The sequence below is a fragment of the Sphaerotilus mobilis genome (assembly GCF_004216565.1).
GTDB lineage: Bacteria > Pseudomonadota > Gammaproteobacteria > Burkholderiales > Burkholderiaceae_C > Sphaerotilus > Sphaerotilus mobilis.
Genome location: NZ_SGWV01000007.1, coordinates 384,776 through 402,967 on the forward strand (window position 1 = coordinate 384,776; position 18,192 = coordinate 402,967).

Annotated in this window: 14 protein-coding genes; 5 read left to right on the top strand and 9 right to left on the bottom strand. The window is 71.8% G+C overall.

The window, feature by feature from the left end; genetic code table 11:
• The first annotated feature begins 6 nt into the window (after positions 1-6).
• The 4 genes from EV685_RS02020 (at position 7) to EV685_RS02035 (ending at position 3,820) form a co-directional block, all read left to right on the top strand.
• Complete coding sequence (locus EV685_RS02020; RefSeq protein WP_130480309.1) at positions 7-1,863, top strand: ABC transporter transmembrane domain-containing protein; 1,857 nt, start codon at positions 7-9, stop codon at positions 1,861-1,863.
• Positions 1,864-1,971: 108 nt separating this feature from the next.
• Positions 1,972-2,340, top strand: coding sequence for a PilZ domain-containing protein (locus tag EV685_RS02025; RefSeq protein WP_130480310.1), 369 nt, complete (start codon positions 1,972-1,974; stop codon positions 2,338-2,340).
• Between the two features lie 85 nt (positions 2,341-2,425).
• Positions 2,426-3,262, top strand: coding sequence for a thymidylate synthase (locus EV685_RS02030; RefSeq protein ID WP_130480311.1), 837 nt, complete (start codon positions 2,426-2,428; stop codon positions 3,260-3,262).
• Positions 3,263-3,286: 24 nt separating this feature from the next.
• Entirely contained in the window at positions 3,287-3,820 is a 534-nt protein-coding gene (locus tag EV685_RS02035) for a dihydrofolate reductase (protein WP_130480312.1), read from the top strand.
• Here EV685_RS02035 and EV685_RS02040 read toward each other — a convergent pair.
• From EV685_RS02040 to EV685_RS02085, 9 genes are all read right to left on the bottom strand, one after another.
• Complete coding sequence (locus EV685_RS02040; protein ID WP_130480313.1) at positions 3,792-7,016, bottom strand: EAL domain-containing protein; 3,225 nt, start codon at positions 7,014-7,016, stop codon at positions 3,792-3,794. The two genes, EV685_RS02035 and EV685_RS02040, sit on opposite strands and share 29 nt — an antisense overlap.
• Before the next feature lie 274 nt (positions 7,017-7,290).
• Complete coding sequence (locus tag EV685_RS02045) at positions 7,291-7,755, bottom strand: hypothetical protein (RefSeq protein ID WP_130480314.1); 465 nt, start codon at positions 7,753-7,755, stop codon at positions 7,291-7,293.
• Between the two features lie 120 nt (positions 7,756-7,875).
• Positions 7,876-8,940 carry an FAD:protein FMN transferase gene (locus EV685_RS02050; RefSeq protein WP_130480315.1) on the bottom strand — a complete coding sequence of 355 codons (1,065 nt, stop codon included), beginning with the start codon at positions 8,938-8,940 and terminating at the stop codon, positions 7,876-7,878.
• A gap of 2 nt (positions 8,941-8,942) precedes the next feature.
• Positions 8,943-11,600: a response regulator gene (locus EV685_RS02055; protein WP_130480316.1), complete on the bottom strand. Its 2,658-nt coding sequence runs from the start codon at positions 11,598-11,600 to the stop codon at positions 8,943-8,945.
• Between the two features lie 14 nt (positions 11,601-11,614).
• Positions 11,615-12,691, bottom strand: coding sequence for a ligand-binding sensor domain-containing protein (locus EV685_RS02060; RefSeq protein WP_242615373.1), 1,077 nt, complete (start codon positions 12,689-12,691; stop codon positions 11,615-11,617).
• Positions 12,692-12,920: 229 nt separating this feature from the next.
• Positions 12,921-14,066, bottom strand: a complete 1,146-nt coding sequence (locus EV685_RS02070) for a ligand-binding sensor domain-containing protein (RefSeq protein ID WP_130480318.1) — start codon at positions 14,064-14,066, stop codon at positions 12,921-12,923.
• A complete protein-coding gene (locus tag EV685_RS02075; protein WP_130480319.1) occupies positions 14,063-14,386 on the bottom strand; it encodes a c-type cytochrome in 324 nt (107 codons plus the stop codon). The genes EV685_RS02070 and EV685_RS02075 overlap by 4 nt, the downstream gene beginning before the upstream one ends.
• Positions 14,387-14,426: 40 nt before the next feature.
• A complete protein-coding gene (locus tag EV685_RS02080) occupies positions 14,427-15,941 on the bottom strand; it encodes a sigma-54-dependent transcriptional regulator (RefSeq protein WP_130480320.1) in 1,515 nt (504 codons plus the stop codon).
• Positions 15,942-15,956: 15 nt separating this feature from the next.
• Positions 15,957-17,426, bottom strand: coding sequence for a histidine kinase dimerization/phospho-acceptor domain-containing protein (locus EV685_RS02085; protein WP_130480321.1), 1,470 nt, complete (start codon positions 17,424-17,426; stop codon positions 15,957-15,959).
• Between the two features lie 190 nt (positions 17,427-17,616).
• On the opposite strand from EV685_RS02085, the gene EV685_RS02090 reads away from it, so the two are divergent.
• Entirely contained in the window at positions 17,617-18,165 is a 549-nt protein-coding gene (locus EV685_RS02090) for a tetratricopeptide repeat protein (RefSeq protein ID WP_207224742.1), read from the top strand.
• The last annotated feature ends 27 nt before the right edge of the window (positions 18,166-18,192 follow it).

Consider the following 18,192-nt stretch of genomic DNA (forward strand, 5'->3'; position numbering starts at 1 on the left):
CCGGCCATGGCCAAGACGAGCACTGTCACCGAACGCCCCCGCGCGCACACACCCCGATCGCTGCGCGGACTGGCACCCTTCATCGCACCCTACCGCCGCGAGGTCGGCGCGGCCTTGCTGTTCCTGCTGCTGGCGGCCGGCGCGACGCTGGCTGTGCCGGTGGCAATGCGTCAGCTGATCGACCAGGGCCTCGTCAGCGGCGACGTGATGAGCGGCGACCCTGGCGCGCGCGTGATGGCGCTGCGTGAGCATTTCGTGGCGCTGTTCGGCGTGGGCGTGGCGCTCGGGCTGTTCTCGGCGGCGCGCTTCTACACGGTGAGCTGGCTGGGCGAGCGCATCACCGCCGATCTGCGCGACGCCGTCTACGCGCGGGTGCTGCGTCAGAGCCCCGCCTTCTTCGAGACCACCCAGACCGGCGAGGTGCTGTCGCGCCTGACCACCGACACGACGTTGGTGCAGACCGTCGTCGGCTCCAGCCTGAGCATGGGCCTGCGCAACACGGTGATGGGCATCGGCGCGCTGATCATGCTGGTGCTGACCAACCCGACGGTGATGGTGCAGGTGCTGGGCATCCTGGTCATCGTGGTCGCGCCGTCGATGTACTTCGGCCGCCGCGTGCGGCGCCTGAGCCGCGCCAGCCAGGACCGCGTCGCCGACACCAGCGCGATCGCCGCCGAGGTGCTCAATGCCATTCCGGTGGTGCAGGGCTACACCCAGGAAGCGCGCGAAGAGGCCCGCTACCACGCCGCCACCGAGGCCGCGTTTGACGTCGCCCGCCGCCGCACCCGCACCCGCGCGATGCTGGTCGCCTTCATCATCAGCGCCACCTTCGGCGCGCTGCTGTGGGGCCTGTATCAGGGCACGCAAGCCGTCATCCGCGGCGACATCAGCGCCGGCCACCTCGGCCAGACCGTCGTCTACGTTGTGCTGCTGGTGGGCAGCATCGCCGTGTTGTCCGAGGTCTGGGGCGACCTGCTGCGCGCGGCCGGTGCGACCGAGCGCCTGATGGAGCTGCTCGCGGCCGAGTCGCCAGTGGCCGAACCCGCTGCGCCGCTGGCCCTGCCGCCGGTCACCGGTGGCTCGTCGGTGACGCTGCGCGGCGTCACCTTCCACTACCCGTCGCGGCCGAAGACCGCCGCGCTGCAGGGCATCGACCTGAGCGTGGCGCCTGGCGAGACCGTCGCGCTGGTCGGCAGCAGCGGCGCGGGCAAGACCACCATCTTCCAGCTGCTGCTGCGTTTCTACGACGCCCAGCAGGGTGACGTGATGATCGACGGTCGGCGTGTCGACGCGGTGTCCTTGGAGGACCTGCGCAGCCGCATCGGCCTGGTGCCGCAAGACAGCGTGATCTTCTCGGCCAGCGCGCTGGAGAACATCCGCTACGGCAAGCCGGACGCGAGCGAGGCCGAGGTCATCGCCGCCGCCCGCGCCGCCCATGCCGACGGCTTCATCCGCGCCTTGCCCGAGGGCTATGCCAGCTTCCTGGGCGAACGCGGCGTGCGCCTGTCGGGCGGCCAGCGCCAGCGCATCAGCATCGCCCGCGCGATCCTGCGCAACACGCCGCTGCTGCTGCTCGACGAGGCCACCAGCGCGCTGGACAGCGAGAGCGAACGGCTGGTCCAGGCCGCGCTGGAAGCGGCCATGGCACACCGCACGACGATCGTCATCGCCCACCGGCTGGCGACGGTGCAGAAGGCCGACCGCATCGTCGTGCTGGACGAGGGCCGCATCGTCGAAACCGGCCGCCATGCCGAGCTGGTCGCGCAAGGCGGGGTCTACGCCAAGCTGGCGGCGCAGCAGTTCCAGGTCGACACGGCCAGCGCCGAGGACACCGAAGAAGCCCTGGCGCCGGTCGCCTCTTGATCTGCAACAAGCCCAGGCGGCATCACGCTCAAGCGCCCGGCCGGCCGGTCGAAGAATCACGGATGACCGGCGGATGACCCGCCCGAGCCCGCCCCGGAGACCCGAGACATGAGCCGCAACCTGCTGACCCCCGACAGCATCGACAACCGTCGAGAACCGCGCTACCCGGTCGCCTGGCCGGCCCGTCTAACGCTGGCACCGGGACAGGAGATCGACGTCAAGGTGCGTGACCTGTCCGAGAACGGCATCGGCCTGCGCAGCGAGCATCCGATCCCGCAGCGCGAACGTTTCGACCTGACCCTGGGCGTGCCCGACCTGGTCGACCCGCGCCGGCTGCAGGCCGTGCCCGGCACGATGAACGTGGCCTTCCTGGTCATGAGCCAGGGCGAGTGGCGCGTCGGCGGCACCTGGGCCCACCTCACGCCACCCGCACGCAAGCTGCTGGAGCAGTGGATCCAGAAAATAAGATACGGCTGACACCGCCCGACGCCGTCGGACCCGCCCCTGCGCGCCACGCCCCGCTGCACCGTTGCGGCCAACCGCCCTGCTCACCTGCCCGACCATGACCGACACGCGCCCCGCCCGTAGCCAGTACGAAGACTTCATGCGCCATGTGAGGGACCACGGCGTGGCCAAGGGCGACCGCACCGGCACCGGCACGCGCAGCGTGTTCGGGCACCAGATGCGCTTCGATCTGAACGAAGGTTTCCCGCTGGTGACGACCAAGAAGGTGCACCTGAAGTCCATCATCCTGGAGCTGCTGTGGTTCCTGCGTGGCGAGCGCAACGTGCGCTGGCTGCAGGAACGTGGCTGCACCATCTGGGATGAATGGGCCGCCGACGACGGCGACCTCGGGCCCGTCTATGGCGTGCAGTGGCGCAGCTGGCCGACCACCGATGGCGGCGCGATCGACCAGATCGCCGAGGTCGTCCAGACCCTGCGCAGCAACCCCGATTCGCGCCGCATCATCGTCAGCGCCTGGAACGTCGCCGACCTGCCGAAGATGGCGCTGATGCCCTGCCACGCCTTCTTCCAGTTCTACGTCGCACCGGCCACCGAGCCCGGTGGGCGCGGCCGGCTCAGCTGCCAGCTCTACCAGCGCAGCGCCGACATCTTCCTGGGCGTGCCCTTCAACATCGCCAGCTATGCCCTGCTGACCCACATGCTGGCGCAGCAATGCGACCTGGACGTCGGCGACTTCATCTGGACCGGCGGCGACTGCCACATCTACGACAACCACGTCGAGCAGGTCGAGACCCAGCTCGCGCGCACGCCCTACCCCTACCCGACGCTGCAGATCCGGCGCCGGCCGGCGTCCATCCTGGACTACGCCTACGACGACTTCGAGGTGCTGGACTACCAACATCACCCGGCCATCAAGGCGCCGGTGGCGGTCTGAGCGGGCGACCCGGAAGCGCCCGCCATGAGCCCCTCGCCGACGCGCCCCGAGATCGTGCTGATCGCCGCCCTTGCCCGCAACGGCACGATCGGCGCCGACAACCAGCTGCTCTGGCACCTGCCCGAGGACCTCGCCCACTTCCGCCGCCTGACCACCGGCCGGCCGGTGCTGATGGGCCGCAAGACCTGGGACTCGCTGCCCGCGCGCTTCCGACCCCTGCCCGGCCGCCACAACATCGTGCTGACCCGTGACCCGCACTGGCGCGCCGAAGGGGCGACGGCGGTGACGACGCTGGACAAGGCCTGGGCCGCAGCCAGCGCGGCGGGTCCGGTCGAACAGGTCTTCGTGATCGGCGGCGCGCAGCTCTACGCCGCCACCATCGCCCAGGCCGACCGGCTCGAACTCACCGTGATCGAGCGCGACTACGACGGCGATGTGCGCTTCCCCGCGCTCGATCCGGCCGACTGGCGCGAACGTTCGCGCGAGCACCACCAGGCCGGCGCGCCCAACGACTTCGGCTACGCCTTCGTCAGCCTGCAGCGGGTTCGCGCAGACTGAGGTCAGCGCTCGCGCCCAGCCAGTCCGCCAGCGCCTCGGCCGGCATCGGCCGGGCGTAGTGGTAGCCCTGCAGCTCATCGCAGCCGGCCGCACGCAGGGCCTGGGCTTCCAGCTCGCCTTCGACACCTTCGGCCACCACGCGCAGGTCCAGCGTGTGGCCCAGGCCGATGATGGCCTTGACGATGGCCAGGTCGCGTGGGTCATCGAGCATGTCGCGCACAAAGCTGCGGTCGATCTTGAGCAGGTCGATCGGGAAGCGGTTGAGGTAGTTCAGGCTTGAATAGCCGGTGCCAAAGTCGTCGATCGCCAGCCGCACGCCCAGCGCGCGGATCGCGTGCAGCGTGCGCAGGTGGGTGTCGACGCGGTCCATCAGCGTCGACTCAGTGATCTCGATCTCCAGCTGGCCGGCCGGGATGGCGTGGCGGTGCAGGCTGACCCGCAGGCGCTCGATCAGGTCGGGCGCGCCCAGTTGCACGGCCGACAGGTTGATCGAGACACACAAGGGCGGCGCGGCGCTTGCCGCCAGGCCGGGCACGCCCGCCGCACGCCACGCCGCGATCTGCGCACAGGCGGTCTCGATCACCCAGTTGCCGATCTCGACGATCAGGCCGGTCTCCTCGGCGATCGGCACGAAGCGGTCCGGCCCGACCTGGCCCAGCACCGGGCTGTGCCAGCGCAGCAGCGCCTCCATGCCGCTGACACCGCTGACGCAGCGCTCGCCGCTGGCATCGACCGCCATGCGCGGCTGGTAGTGCAGGCTCAGCTCCTGAGCCTGCACCGCATGGCGCAGCTGGGTCTCGATCAGGGCACGCTGCTGGGCCCGCTGGTTCAGCTCGGGCGTGTAGAAGTGGGCGCTGTCGCGGCCCTGGGCCTTGGCCTGGTACATCGCCACATCGGCCAGCCGCATCAGCTCGTCAAGGTCGTTGCCATCGTCCGGGAAGACCGCCACGCCAACGCTGCAGGAGACGTGGATCTCGGCACCCTGCACCGCATGGGGCCGGCGCACCAGCGGGATCAGGCGCTGCTCGACCACATGGGCCATTTCCTCGATGTCGACGACGCCGTTGAGCACCACGACAAACTCGTCGCCACCCAGCCGGCTGACGGTGTCACCGGCACGCACTGCCTCGGTCAGGCGCAGGGCCACCGAGCGCAACAGGCCGTCGCCCATGTGATGGCCGAGCGAGTCGTTGATGTTCTTGAAGCGGTCCAGGTCGATGAACAGCACACCCACCTTCTGGCCGTTGCGGCCGGCCTGCTGGATCGCCAGGCGCAGCCGCTCGCGGCACAGCGCGCGGTTGGGCAGTTCGGTCAGCACATCGTGTTCGGCCAGGAAGCGGATGCGGCGCTCGCTCTCCTTGCGGTCGCTGATGTCGATGGTGGTGCAGACCCAGTGCGAGACCGCGCCGGCGCGGTCTCGCACCGAACTCGCGATCAGCCAGGCCGGGTAGTGGCCACCGTCGCGCCGCGCGATGCGCAGTTCACCCTGCCAGCTGCCGCGCAGGCGCAAGCCGTCGACCACGACCTGCCAGGCGCGTGCGGCCGTCTCGCCACCGAGCAGCTCGGCCGGGTCGCTGCCGATCAGGTCGACCAGGTCGTGGCCGGTGCCGTGGGTCAGCGCCCGGTTGGCCGTCAGCAGGCGCTGGCGTTGCGCGTCGACGATGAAGATGCCCTCGCCCGAGGTCTCAAACACCTTGGCCCACAGCTCCAGCCGCTGCTCCAGCTGCTTGAGGTGGTTGATCGGCGCCAGCGCGGTCAGCACCGCGTCGCGGCCCTGGAAGGTCATGCGCCGGGCCGACAGCACCGCCCAGGCGAGGTCCTGAGGGCCGCGCCAGTGGACCTCGAACTCGTCGATCGCATCGCGGTCGTGCAGGGACTGGAAGAAGCGGGCGCGCACGGTCGCATCGAGGCAGCGCGCCCAGGGGTCGTCGTCACGCTCGCCGATCCAGGCCCGCGCGGGGGTGTTGGCATGCAGCACCTCGTGGCCCGGCACCGCCGTCACCAGCAGGGCCACGGGCAGGGTCTCCAGCAGGCTGCGCTGGGCCTCGGCGGCACGTTCCCGGGCGGCGCGTTCTTTCTGCCGTTCGCGCTCGGCGTCGAGCTGGCCGAGCATGTCGTGGAAGGCATCGATCAGCCGGCCGATCTCGTCATGGCTTTGCCAGCTGATGCGGCCGTCGAGCTGGCCGGTCTGGCGCACCGTGTCGGCCAGGTCCGACAAGCGGCGCAGCGGCCGGGCGATCTGGCCCGCCACGAAGCTGACCAGGCCAAAGATGCACAGCAGCAGGAAAAGCGCCGTGCCCAGGTGCAGCCACATCCGACCGAACAGGGTGTCGATGCGCCGCTGCAGCAGGCCGTCGAGTGCCTGCAGGTCGTTCTGCCAGGCGAGGTCGAGCGCCTGCAGCAAGGCATCTCGCGCGGCCAGCATCGCCGGCCGGCCTGACGCAGTCATGCCGGCGTCGACCCAGGCACGCGCCTGGACGCGGAAGGCCTCGATGCGCCCTTCGAGGGCCAGATGCACCGGCCGCAGCTCGTCGACCAGCTCGGCGGTGCCAGCCGCATAGGCCTCGTCATGGTCGCTGCGCAGGCCCTTGCGCACCGCATCGAGACGCCCTTCCAGCACCAGATAGGTGCTCAACAGGTCCACGCCACGACCGAGAGGGGGCGGCTCGGCGATGCCCTGCACCACATCGAGCAATTCGGGCAGGCGCAGCACCACGATCGACATCGTGTAGTAGCTGTCCAGGTCCGGGTCGAGGATCAGGTTGGACTGGTTGCCCAGCCGCGTCAGCAGGTCGCGCCCCATGGCGAGCGCCTGTCCGGGCGACGGCGCCGTGTCGGCCGTGGTGGCGGTGGTGGCCGCTTCGACGCGGCTGCGCAAGGCCGCTGCAAACAGCCCGCTGGCATCGGCGCTGCGCATGGTCGCGTCGTGCTGCGCGGCGACGGCCTCCAGCCGCGCGAGGTGATCGGCCAGCCGCTGTGCCGGCGTCGCTCCCGCGACATCGACCAGCGCATCGGCCACCACCGCCACATAGGCGCTGCCGGCCAGCTCCTTGCGCGCGAAGTCGATGGCCAGGTACTTCTCGTTGATCAGGAAACCCGCGACATAGAACACCGAGCTCAGGTCGAGCAGGTAGATCAGCATCAGCTTGCGACCGACCGTGAGTCGCGCAACCAGACGAGCAAGCAAGGTCAGCATCGGGCGGACGCGGGGGTGAGGGCGCAGCAGGTGGGCATCGCGGCGAAAGCGCAAATTCTGGGCCCGACACGCCCATCACACGAGGGTGATCAGGACAAGGACCGGGGCCTTGCGGATTCCTTCATGCCGGCGCTCACGCCATGCCCGGCGCGTGGCCGGACGGCCTGCTGCGGCCTGAACACGCTGGACACACGACGGACACGCACCCGACACGTACCCGACACGCGCTGGACAAGCGCCGATCAGGCCGGACAGCAGACGGGAACCCAGCGCTTCAGCCCAACACCGCCCGGCAGTTCGGCGTCTTCACGCACAAGGTGAGTTGCGCCAGTTGCTCGACCAGCGGCATGTCGGTGGCCGGGCCCAGCAGGTCGATGGTGTAAGGGCGGGCCGGGTCGAGCGGGTAGCGCGCCGGGATGCCGCTGGCGTTGCGGACCGTGGCGGTGCCGGTGTCCGCCGACGGCTCCGGTGCGCGCTCGGCCACACACAGCAGCCGGGTGGCCTGTTCGGTCAGGCTGCAACGCCAGAGCGTGGTTTCGGCCGCTGCCTGCCGGGCGGCGGCTTCCTGCGCCTCGGCCGGTGCCGGGACGCTGGCCAGTGCGATCAGGGCGGTGGCCAGGCTGACACCCATCCAGACCGGCATCGAGCGCAGCAGCGCGGCCTGTGCAGGACCCTGGGCGGCGGCGGAACGGTCGGCCGAGGAACGGTCAACAGAGGAACGGTCGGACAAGGTCGGCATGGCGGCACTCCAGGGCTGGTGCCGCTGTTTCGGCCACCACCGTGCTCGACCTGAGCGGCGCCACGCACGCCGGCGGGCCGGCCGTGAAGTCCGTCCTTTCGGACCTGCCCTTGATGCCGATCAGACCGGCCGCAGCCGAGCCGCCAGCGCGGCCGTGGCCTCGATGCGGCCATCGGCCTGCACCCGCAGCGCCTGGGCGACGCCGAGGCGGGCGGCCAGCGCCACCCACGGTTCGGCCGGGTCGGCGGCCAGCAAGGCGGTCGCCATCGCGTCGGCGCGGGTCGCGTCGGTGTCGACCACCGTGACGCCTGCGGCGCTGTCGACCGGCCGCAGCGTGCGGGCGTCCAGCACATGGCCGATCCAGCGGCCATCGGGCAGGCGGCGGCGGCGCTCGGACTGCGCCGAAGTGATGACCGCCTCGCGGCCGTCGACCTCCAGCGTCGCGGCCAGTCGGCCTTCGGAAGCCGGGTGGCGGATGCCGATGCGCCAGGGCCGCCCGGCGGGTTCGCCCATGGCCGCGAGGTTGCCGCCGAGGTTGACCAGCGCCGCCGTGACGCCGGCCGCGCGCAGCGTGTCCAGCGCCAGATCGGCCGCATGGCCCTTGCCAATGGCCCCCAGGTCCAGTTGCACCCGCGTGTCGACGCTGGCGATCTGGCCGCCCTGCAGGCGCAGCGAGCGGGTCGACGGCGGGTTGTCCTGCCAGTCCCGCAAGCGCTGGATGGACGGCGCCGGTGCCCCGTCCGTCAGGCGGTCGGCATGGAAACCCCAGGCACCCACCGCCGCGCCCAGGGCGATGTTGCAGGCGCCGCCGCTGGCGGCCTCCAGCAGCCGGGCCTGTTCGATCAGCGGCGCCAGCCCGGCCGGCAGCGGCGTGCGACGGCCGGACCGCAAGGCGGCATTGATGCGCTGCAGCGCGCCGGGCTTCCAGGCGTTGCCGTGGCGGTCGAAACGCGCGAGGTGGTCCCAGGCGGCGGCCAGCGCCCGGTCGGCGACCGCGTCCGGTGCGACCACGACCAGCTCGGCCCAACTGCCGAACAGGGCCCGGCGGTCATGCCGCCAGGGCTGATGCCGCCAGATCGTGTCGGCAACCCCGCCGGCGGCCGCAGCGGCAGACACAGGCGTCGACCACAGACCCGGCGCCAGCCACATCGCGCCCAGCAGCCGGCGCCGCGCCCGATCGGCCATCGTCAGCCGGCCCGGCTGCTGTGGTGCCAGCCCGATTGCAGCGCCGCGCAGGCGGCCAGGTGCTCGTGCTCCAGGCGTTCGAACAGCACGGCCGCAGCCGCCAGCCGGCCGATCCGGGCGTGTTGTTCGATCTCGGCGCACAGCAGCGCCATGCGGCGGGCGCCGAGGTTGTCGGTGACCGACAGCAGCCGGTGCGAGCTGGCCGCCAACGCCGCGCCGTCGCCGCCCTGCAGCGCCCGCCGCAGCAGCTCGACATGGCCGGGTGTGTCGGCCAGGAAGCGGGCGACCAGGTCCATGAGCAGGGGCGCGGCCACCTCGTCGTCGTCGAGGCTGCGCAGTTCGGCCAGGCGCGAGCGGTCCAGCACCGGATCGTCCACACCCAGGCCGTCCAGGCGCCGCCAGGGCGGCAGCTCGTTGACCCGGGCCGGCGGCGCGTCGGGTGGCATGTCGGGCGGCACATCGGGTGGCACCGGTGCAAGGCCCGCGCCACGCAGCGCGGCGGCCAGTGCGGCCAGCTCGATCGGCTTGGGCAGGTAGCCGTCCATGCCGGCGGCCAGACAGGCCTCGCGGTCGCCGGGCAAGGCGTTTGCGGTCATCGCCACCAGCCGCGGCCGGCTGCCGGGGCCACGCCGCTGGCGGATCCAGCGGGCCGCCTGCAGGCCGTCCATCTCCGGCATCTGCAGGTCCATCAGCACGACGTCGTAGTCCTGCCGCTCGACCGCGTCGATGGCTTCGAGGCCGTTGCTGACCACGTCGGCGGCATAGCCCAGCCGGCGCACCAGCTGCTGGGCGACACGCTGGTTGACGTCCTGGTCCTCGGCGATCAGCACGCGGGGATGTGGCCAGGCGGCAGGGTCCGGCGCTGTCTCGGTGGGCCGGCGATCGGTGGGCAGACGGCCGTCCGGCTGCGGGTCGACCCAGGGCCCGCGCCAGCCCAGCGGTGCCGGCCGCGACGGCGGGGCGGGCCGGCGATCCTGCGGCGCGGGCCGCAAGGCGGCCTGCAGGGTCTCGAACAGCACGGCCATCTTCAGCGGCTTGGTCAGCAGCGCCGACACGCCCAGCCGGGCCAGTTGGCCGCCGCCCACCGGCGTGCCGCCCTGCCCCAGTGGCTGGCCGGACAGCAGCACGACCGGCACCTCGGCGCCGCTGCGGCGCAGTGCCTCGGCCACGCCGACCAGCCCGATCAGGTCACGACCGTCACGGCCGTCGCGGCCGTCGCGCAGCTCGCGGCCTTCCCGCCCGAGGTCGAGCACGGCCAGGTCGTAGCGCTCGCCATGGCGCAGCCGGTCCTGCGCCTCCAGCGCCGAGGCGAAGGTGGCGGGCACCAGCCCCCAGTGCAGCGCCCAGCGGGTCAGGATGCGGCGCTGGGTCAGGTTGGCGTCGACGATCAGCACGCGCCGGCCGACCAGCCCCGGCACTTCGCGGCGCAGGCAGTCGGGTTCGGGCAGGCCGGCCTCCTGCGGGGCGGCCGCACGCACCTGCAGCTCGACCTGGAAATCGCTGCCCCGGCCGGGCTCGCTGCGCACCCCGATGTGGCCGCCCATCAGCTCGGCCAGGCGCTTGCAGATCGCCAGCCCCAGACCCGTGCCGCCGTATTTGCGCGTGGTCGACGCATCGAGCTGCGAGAAGGACTGGAACAGCTGCGGCCGGTGCGCCTCGGCGATGCCGATGCCGGTGTCGTGCACGGTCAGGGTCAGCCGGCGCTGGCCCGGCTCGCCGCAGCCGTCGCTGCCATCGACTTGGTGGCTGGACACCGCCACATGGACCTCGCCCTCGTGGGTGAACTTGACCGCGTTGGACAAGAGGTTGACCAGGATCTGGCGGATCCGGCCCAGATCGCCGACCAGCCACTCGGGCGTGTCGTCTTCGACCAGATAGCCCAGGCTCAGGCCCTTCTCGCGGGCGCGCTGGGCGACCACGTCCAGCGTCGCCTCGATGCAGGCACGCAGGCCGAAGACCTGCTGCTCCAGATCGAGCTTGCCGGCCTCGGCCTTGGAGTAGTCCAGCACGTCGTTGACGATGGCCAGCAACGCCTCGCCGCTGGCGCGGATGGTGGCCGCGCAGTCGCGCTGTTCGGGCGACATCGGCGTGTCCATCAGCAGCGTGGTCATGCCGATGACGGCATTCAGCGGCGTGCGGATCTCATGGCTCATGTTGGCCAGGAACAGGCTCTTGGCCCGCGCGGCGGTCTCCGCCTCGGCCTTGGCCTGGGCCAGCAGCCGGGCCGAGGCCCGCACCAGACTCACGTCGCGCAAGATGGCCGCGAAGTAGGGCCTGCCGTCCAGCTCGACATGGGCGATCGAGGCTTCGGCGTCGAACAGCGCCCCGTCGGCACGCCGGCCCTGGATCTCGCGCCGCTCGGCCATGCGCCGGGCCGGCACGCCGGAGCGGGCATAGGCCGCCAGATGCTGCGCATGGACGGCCCGCGCCGCCTCGGGCAGCAGCAGGTCCAGGCCATGACCCAGCACGGCCTCGGCGGGGTGGCCGAAGATGCGTTCGGCCCCTTCGTTGTAGACCACCACGCGGTGCTGCGCGTCGCAGATCACCAGCGCGTCATCGGCGATCGCCAGCAGCCGGCCCAGCAAGAGGCCCAGCTCGGCCGGGTCGAGCCGGTGGGCCGAGGGGCCGTGCGGCGGGCGTGAAGACGGTGGCGGCGCCATGTCGCGTGCCTGCGCTAGCCGCCGGCCTGCAACTGCAAGCGCGCCACGCCGCCGTAGCTGCCAACCCAGCGGCTGCCATCCGGGCCGGTTGCCATCGAGAAGACGGCGTTGCCGTAAAGCCCGTCATGGGTGGTCAACACGTCAAAGCGGTCCTGGCCGGCCGCGCCACCGGTGCCTGCTGGCGTCATGCGCGCCAGGCCCTGATCGGTGCCGATCCACAGCACACCGGCCGGGTCGAGCTGCAGCATGAAGACATGGTTGCCCGGCAGGCCGTCGGCCACGGTCAGGTGGCGCCAGGTCCGGCCGTCGAAGCGCGACAGCCCGGCACCCCAGGTGCCGGCCCAGACCACGCCCACGCGGTCGACCGCCAGCGAGACGATGTAGTTCGGGTTGTAGGCGTCCTTGACCTCGCTCAGGCCCATCTCGGCCTTCTGGCGGGCGTGGTGCTGCGACACGCTGGCCGGGTCGACGCTGGACGCCAGCGAGCCCCGCACCCGCTCGTAGGGCGCGCCCAGCCCGTCGGCATGGCGCCAGTGTTGCCAACGGCCATCGCGGAAAGCCGCCAGGCCGCCTTCGGTGGCCAGCCAGAGCGTGCCGTCCGGGCCTTCGGCCAGACCATAGACCCAGTCGTTGGGCAGACCACCGGCCGTGCTGTCGACCGTGTGCAGGCCCCAGGCGCGGCGGTCGTCCAGCCGGCTGGCGCGGATCCGGTTGACGCCCGACCAGGTGGCGATCCAGAGGTCGCCGTCGCGGGTCTGAAGGAAGTCGTAAACGAAGGCATCGCCCAGGCCTTCGGGCACGTTGTAGGTGCGCCAGCGCGACGGGCGCTCGGCCTCATCCATCAGCAGGGCCAGACCGCCGCCGTAGGTGCCCAGCGCGAGACGCCGGCCACCGCTGCCCAGGTCGATGTGGCCAACGTGGAAGATGCCGTTGGACAGCAGGCCGGCCTGCGTGTCGTAGAGCCGCACCGAGCCGTCGCGCGGGTCATGCCGGACGGCGCCGCCGTAGGTGCCGGCCCAGAGCACCTCGCCGTCGAGGTAGAGCCGCTTGACGTTCTTGTTGCCGACGCGGAAGTGGTTGAAGTGGCGCACCGCGAGCGATTTCGGGCCCGCTGCCCGGGGCGGCGTCTGTGGCGGCGTCTGTGGCGGTGTCTGTGACTGTGTCTGTGGCGGTGTCTGCGCCCCGGACCATCCTGGCGACAGGCACAGCGCACCCAGCGTCCCGAGAAGGCGGCGGCGATCGAGCGGGCTGTGTGCGGTCACTGGACGACCCTCCGCACGGCGTGCTCCGGGATGAGCGCTTGGGAGCGGCCCGGCGCGCTCATGGCCCGACCCTCACGACTCCGCCGCGCGTGCCGGCCCAGACGCGCTGGTCCGGCGCCACCGCGATCGTGTAGACATGGCGGTCGGGCAGGCCGTCGGCCACGCCGAAGGTCTGCCAGTGACCACCACTGAGGCCACCACTGAGGCCGCCACCGAGGCCGTCCGGCCCCGGCTGCCAGCGGCTCAGGCCCTGGTCGGTGCCGAACCAGAACGCGCCGTCGCCGGTCTGCGCCAGCGCATAGACGATGTTGCCGGCCAGGCCGTCGCGCCGGCTGAGCGAGGTCCAGCGCTGGCCATCCCAGCGCGAGGCGCCGCCGCCCCAGGTGCCGGCCCAGATCGAGCCATCGGCCGCCGACAGCATCGAGAAGACGTAGTTCGGGTTGTAGGTCGCCTGGGTCGCCCGCGCGCCCTGCGGGCCGGCGGAGATCGTCAGGTCATGGCGGCGGCGTGTGCCCAGGCCGGTGTTGTCCGAGAACGGCAGGCCCTCGTCGTTGGGCGCGCCCAGGCCGTCGGCATGGGTCCAGGACTGCCAGCGCTGGCCGTCGAACATCGACACGCCCCCTTCGGTGCCGAACCAGACGCGGTCCTGCGCATCGACGGCCAGGCCGTAGACCCATTCGTTGACGAGTTCCTTCAGGTAGGTCGTGAAGGCACCGGTCTTGGCGTCGACCCGGTTGGCGCCGGCCCAGGTGCCGATCCACAGGTCGCCGTTGCGCTGCTGGGCGAAGCAGTAGACCCAGTAGTCGGCCAGGCCGTGCATCGGGAAAAACGTCTTCCAGCGCCCATCGCGCCAGCGCGAGACGCCGCCAGCGTTGGTGCCGAACCACTTGTGGCCGTCGCGGGTGATGCCGATGGCGAAGACGTATTCGTTGGCCAGCCCTTCGGCGCGGGTGAAGGTCTGGCGGCGCCGGCCGTCGCGCAGGTCGACCTCGTGCACACCCGCCGAGGTGCCGACCCAGACGGCGCCGCGCGCCGGCTCGATCGCCAGCGAGCGCACATAGACGGCCGGGCCGACCTCGAAGCTGTCCTGCACGCGCAGCTTGACCGGTGCGTCGGCCGAACGGGCGGCCAGCGGCCAGACCGCCAGCGGCAAGGTGCCCAGCACGGCGCGGCGGCTCAGGGTGGTGGGTGACGCCGCATTCATCGCCGGCCCCGCAGCGTGCGCAGGTGGGCGACGACGTCGAGCATGTCGCGCTCCTTGAGCTGGCCCTGGTAGGCCGGCATGGCACCGCGGCCATCGCGGATCACGGCCAGCAGCGCGCCGTCGCCCTTCATCAAGGCGGTCGGGGCTGAAAAGTCGGGCGCCACCGGCAGCACCGGCACACCGCGGCTGCCGTGGCACTGGGCGCACAGGCGCTGGTAGGTCGCGCCGCCGCTGGACGGATCGGCGGCATGGGCAGGCAGCACGAGGACGGCCAGGGCGGTCCAGACCGTGGTGGTGAACAGGGGGCGGAATCGAGGCATCCAGCGCCGTTTTGCGAATCCCGTGCCAGCCTGGCCCGGGTCAGTCCCGAGCCAGCACCGGGCGTTCGCCGATGAGGGCCGCGCGCGGATCGTCCTCGTCCTTGCGGAGCCGGTCGGCCTTGTCGCCGCGCTCGTCCTCCTCCAGCTTGCGATACAGGCTGGACAGGCCGATGCCCAGGCGCTGCGCGGCCAGCCGCCGGTCGCCGCCGGCCTCGTCGATGGCACGGCGGATCAGGCCGATCTCGAAGCGCCGGACGCGCTCGCGCAGCGTGGCCTCGGGCGGCGGATCGGCCACATCGAGGCCCGTGCCGGCCTCCGCAGGGCGGGTGGCCGGGGCTGCGCCGGGTGAGGTCACGGCGCCGGCCAGGGTCGCGGCGCGCACGACCTCCGGCGCCAGATCGGCCACGGTGATGCTGTCGCCGTCGGCCAGGATGGCGGCGCGGTGCAAGACGTTTTCAAGCTGGCGCAGGTTGCCCGGCCAGGCATAGGCGAGCAGCAGGTCCTCGGCCTCCGGGTCGATGCCCAGCACCTGACGGGCGCCGGACGGCTGGCTGCGCTGGGCCAGCAGATGGCGCAGCAGGGCCGGCAGGTCGGCCCGGCGCTCGCGCAGCGGTGGCATCGGGATCTGGAAGACCGACAGGCGGAAAAACAGGTCCTCGCGGAAGGTGCCGGCTTCAACCATCGCCGGCAGGTCGCGGTTGGTCGCCGCGACGATGCGCACGTCGACCTTGCGGCTCTGCTCGGCCCCCAGCGGACGCACCTCCTTGGCCTCCAGCACATGCAGCAGCTTGGTCTGCAGGCCCAGCGGCAGCTCACCGATCTCGTCGAGGAAGAGCGTGCCGTGGTCGGCCTGCACGAACAGGCCGCGACGGGCCTTGTCGGCGCTGGTGAAGGCACCCTTGGTGTGGCCGAACAGCTCGCTTTCCAGCAGGTTGTCGGGGATGGCGGCGCAGTTGACCGGCACAAAAGGCCCTTCGCGACGGGCCGACAGCTCATGCAGCCGGCGCGCGGTGACGCCCTTGCCGGTGCCGCTCTCGCCGGTCACCAGCACGGTCGAATCGGTCGGCGCGACCCGGCTGATCAGCCGTTCGGTGGCCAGCATCGCCTGCGCCTGGAAGGTGTAGGGCTGACCGGCCGCGCCGCCCACCAGCACCATCGAGCGCAGCGCCCGGTTCTCCTCGCGCAGGCCGCGCATGGCCTCGATCTGTTCGAGCCGGTGCACGATCTCCTCGCGCCGGACCGGCTTGGTGATGTAGTCCCAGGCCCCGGCCTTGATCGCGTCGATGGCCGAATCGACCGAACTGAAGGCCGTCACCATGATGAAGGTCGCCGCATGGCCACGCTCGCGCGCCCGCCGCAGCAGCTCGATGCCGTCCATCACCGGCATGAAGACGTCGCTGAGCACGACGTCGTAGGGGGTCTGGTCGAGCCGGTTGAGCGCCTCCTGGGCGCTCGCGGCACTGTCGACCGTGTAGCCGGCCTTGCCGATGGCGGCGGCCATCACCTGGCGGACGGCGGGCTCGTCGTCGACCACGAGCACCTGCAGCTCGGGCATGGGAACACTCCTGGATCACTCTGCGTGGGCGCCTTCAGGCCGGACGCCATCGACGGGAAGCCGCAGCGTAATGCACGGAACCGAAGCGACATCTTGAGCAAACGCAAGAGTTCCGCCAAGTGTTTCAGCCGCCGCCATGCAGGCCGACCAGGACGGCGCGCGTTCCGCGCCGCTCGGTGGCACGTTCAGCGGCACGCTCAGTGGCATGTTCAGCGGCACGCTCAGCCGGACCTGGGCCGCCGGGTGGCCACCGGCAGGCTCCACATCGAGCGACAGGCACAGCGGCCGGTCGGTCGACCGGTCGGCCAGCGTCTCGCCGATGACCTGCAGCCACTGCATCAGCAGCTGCTGAAGGCGGGCCGCCTCCAGGTGCACGGCAGGCAGGTCCGGATCGGCGCGGACCTCCACCTGCAGATGCCGAAAACGCCGGTCGTGGCCGGTCAGCACGATCGCCTGGCGCAGCAGCGCGGCAAGGTCCAGCCAGCGCGCATCGCCTGGCTGCGGCGTGGCCGCCTCGGTCAGGCGTTGCGCGGCAATGGCGGCACGGCGGGTCTGCCGCACGATCTCTCGGGCAGCGGCGGCCACCGCCTGCGGGTCGACCGGCGCCTGCGGGCGGCTCTCGGCGTCGTCAACCAGCTGGTCGGCCAGCCCGGCGATCACCGCCAGCGGGTTGTTGATCTCGTGGGCCACGCCGGCCGCCAGGGCCGCCAGCGCATGCATCTTGTCGTCGTGGGCGCGCCGCTCGCGGTCGGCCTCCAGGGCCTGTTCGCGGGCGGCGAGGTCTTCGGCCAGCTGGTTGACCGAGGCCATCAGCGCGCCGACCTCGTCGCGCCGGGTCACCGCCAGCGGCGTCCCTCGCAGACCGCCCACCAGGCCACGGGCGTGTGCCTCCAGCCGGCCGATGTCACGCGCCAGCCGGCCGGCAAACAGCAGCACCGGCACGCCCATCAACAGCCCGCCGGCAACGGCAAGCAGGCCGGTCTCGGCGGTCACCGCGTCGAACTGGCGCTGGTAGACCTGGGCCTGCTCCTCGCGCAGCACGAGCAGGCGGTCATGCCGCAGCGTCAGGTCGGCCTTGGCGTCGGCCAGCGCCGTGCGCAGGCCTTGCCAGGCGGCGTCGCTGGGCATTGTCTTGAGGGCCTGCCAGCGGTCCTCGACCTCGCGGTAGAGCAGCAGGTAGCCGGCATCCCACGGGCGCAGATCCTCGAACAGGCGCTCGCAGGTCTCGATGTAGACCGCCAGATCCGGCGGCGCGGCGCGGGAGCGGCCATGCTGCGCGGCGGCCTCGGCCGGCGACAGCGGGTGCACCAGCGCCAGGTCCTCGCTGGCATCGAGCCGGGCGGTCTCCACGGCGGCCAAGGCCAGCGCCAGCGCCCGCTCATGGCGGCTGACCGACTGCAGACCCTGCAACTGCGCGTCCAGCTGCGAGCGCTCGACCGACACAAACAGCGCCGAGCCGGCCAGGCAGACCAGCAGGATCAGCAAGGCCCAGCCGGCCTGCGCCCGCAGCGAACGGGCCGCTCGCCAGCCGCCGGCTGCGGTGCCGGGTGCAAGACCGGGTGCAAGACCGGGTGAAGGACCGCGTGAAGGACCGGGTGAGGTGCTGGATGAAGCACCGACTCGTGCCGCGGGTACACCGCTTGCAACGTCCGGTGACGTTTCGGAGAGCCCTGTCATGACGTCTGTCGTTCGGTCCCTGGTTCGCACCACGCTGTGTGGCGCCGTCTTGTCCTGCCTGCTGGCGCTCGGCGGCGCCGCGCATGCCGATGCGCTGGACGAGGGTCAGGCCGCCATCCGCCGCAAGGATTACGCCGTCGCGGTCAAGCTGCTCGAACCGCTGGCCCGCAACGGCCACGCCGTGGCGCAATTGCGGCTCGGCGAGCTGTACTACCACGGCCACGGCGTGGCCGAGAACAACGACGCCGCGCTGACCTGGTTCGAGCGCGCCGCCCGGCAAGGTCAGGCCGAGGCGCAGGTCCACCTCGGCAACATGTATGCCTATGGTCTGGCCGACCCGGGCAACGACCGGGACCCGGCCCGGCTGGCCGCCCAGTGGTACTTCGAGGCCGCCCGGCAGGGTCATGCCAACGCCCAGTACAGCCTGGGCATCCTCTTTCTGACCGGCACCGGCGTGATCCAGGATGCCCAGGAAGCCGAGCGCTGGATCCGCAAGGCCGCCGAACAGGGCCACGCCGACGCGGGGCTCTACCTCAAGGGACGCTGACGCCCCCAGGGATCAGGCCAGCGCCCG